The organism is Pseudomonas sp. Sample_24 (assembly GCF_004307605.1).
Classification (GTDB): domain Bacteria; phylum Pseudomonadota; class Gammaproteobacteria; order Pseudomonadales; family Pseudomonadaceae; genus Aquipseudomonas.
On the sequence record NZ_RCNW01000385.1, the window covers coordinates 1 to 826 of the forward strand.

General features: G+C 60.7%; 1 pseudogene. It reads left to right on the top strand.

The features are described 5' to 3' along the window. Positions 1 to 826: pseudogene (locus D8V06_RS21525) on the top strand (YgiQ family radical SAM protein); the annotation flags it as partial.

Sequence of the window (826 nt, forward strand, 5' to 3'; positions counted from 1 at the left end):
CAGCCGAACTGGCAGTCCAAAGACGACTTCATGAAGCTCGGCGAGCCGAACCTGTTCTTCGGTGTCGCGGCCGGCAACATGGACTCGATGATCAACCGCTACACCGCGGACAAGAAAATCCGTTCCGACGACGCCTATACGCCGGGTGGCATGGCCGGTAAGCGTCCGGATCGCGCGAGCCTGGTCTACAGCCAGCGCTGCAAGGAAGCCTACAAGCACGTGCCGATCGTACTCGGCGGCATCGAGGCATCCCTGCGCCGCATCGCGCACTACGATTACTGGCAGGACCGGGTACGTAATTCGATCCTGATCGACGCCAGCGCTGACATCCTGCTTTACGGCAACGCCGAGCGTGCGATTGTCGAGGTGGCCCAGCGTCTGTCCTACGGTCACAAGATCGAAGACATCACCGACGTGCGCGGTACCGCGTTCATTCGTCGCGACACGCCCAAAGACTGGTACGAAGTCGATTCCACGCGCATTGACCGTCCGGGCAAGATCGACAAGATCATCAACCCGTACGTGAACACTCAGGACACCCAGGCCTGCGCCATCGAGCAGGAAAAAGGTCCGGTTGAGGATCCGCAGGAAGCCAAGGTTGTGCAAATCCTGGCCAGCCCGAAGATGACTCGCGACAAGACTGTGATTCGCCTGCCGTCGGTGGAGAAAGTGCGCAACGACGCGGTGCTCTACGCCCACGCCAACCGCGTGCTGCACCTGGAAACCAACCCGGGCAACGCCCGTGCCTTGGTGCAGAAGCACGGTGAGGTGGATGTCTGGTTCAACCCGCCACCGATTCCGATGACCACCGAAGAAATGGACTACG